The 1,009-nt window shown below is 47.2% G+C and carries 1 protein-coding gene and 1 pseudogene; both read left to right on the top strand.

Annotated features, from left to right (window positions below; genetic code table 11):
• Nucleotides 1–698: peroxiredoxin (locus tag A3754_RS21235; RefSeq protein WP_369817638.1), on the top strand; the 698-nt coding region annotated here is incomplete at its 5' end.
• Nucleotides 699–859: 161 nt separating this feature from the next.
• Nucleotides 860–1,009, top strand: a pseudogene (locus A3754_RS28790) (porin); the annotation flags it as partial.

The following is a 1,009-nucleotide window of genomic DNA, read 5'->3' as shown; positions in this document are numbered from 1 at the left end:
GGAGTAACTTTAGGGTGGTAAGTATGAAATATTGGTTAGTGGCACTACTGATATACTCTCTTCCCCTTCAGGCCCTCCAGCTGGGTGATGCAGCACCAGATTTTGAGGCTGAAACCACTATGGGGGCCGTGCACCTCGATCACTGGAGGAAAGACCACTGGGTCGTCTTGTTTTCTCATCCGGCCAGCTTCACTCCTGTATGCACTACCGAGCTCGCTGCAGTGGAACGTTTACAAGGTGCCTTTGAAAAACGAAACGTACGCCCACTCGCTTTGGCAGTGAGTCCGCTGGGTGACCTGAAAAAATGGCTTGATGACATTGAAGAAAGCCAGGGTGTCCGACCATCCTTTCCTGTAATATCGGATCAGTCGCGAAACATCAGCACACGCTACGGCATGATGCACCCTCGTTCGAACAACGTAACAACGGTACGCAGCGTTTTTATCATTGATCCGCGTGGGCGCATTCGCCTGAAAATAGATTACCCACCCAGCATTGGGCGGAATTTTGATGAGATCCTACGAGCTATTGATGCCTTACAAACCTCTTATCGTTACCCGGTATTAACACCTGCAGATTGGCAACCTGGTGACAACGCGATTATTTCACCTAAATTATCTGACGGTGATTCAAAGGCACTCTTTCCCGATCAGGAAGAAGCCATTCTTCCCTACCTGAAATACACCCCCCTTCCCTGATAAAACATACATTATATTTTATCATTTAATTGATCCTTTAGTCGCACGACCAAACGCTATATTCCAATCACTCAATACAGTACCAAGGCGGTATTCTTCCTTTATTTTACGCTCCCCATACTCGTTGCTAGCAACATGATAGAAACTTTAGGGAGCGTAAGATGAGAAAAACCAGTGCAGCAACTCTATCCCGGTCGGCATTATGCCTTCTGCCCTTCCTCGCGGTGCAATCAGCCAATGCCGAAATAACACTGTATGACGATGACGGAACCAGCTTCAGCACTGACGGTTACATTAATGCTTTTTATGTA

The organism is Alcanivorax sp. HI0083 (assembly GCF_001635175.1).
Note: the sequence above shows the minus strand (reverse complement) of the source record. Positions and strands in the feature narration are given on the sequence as shown.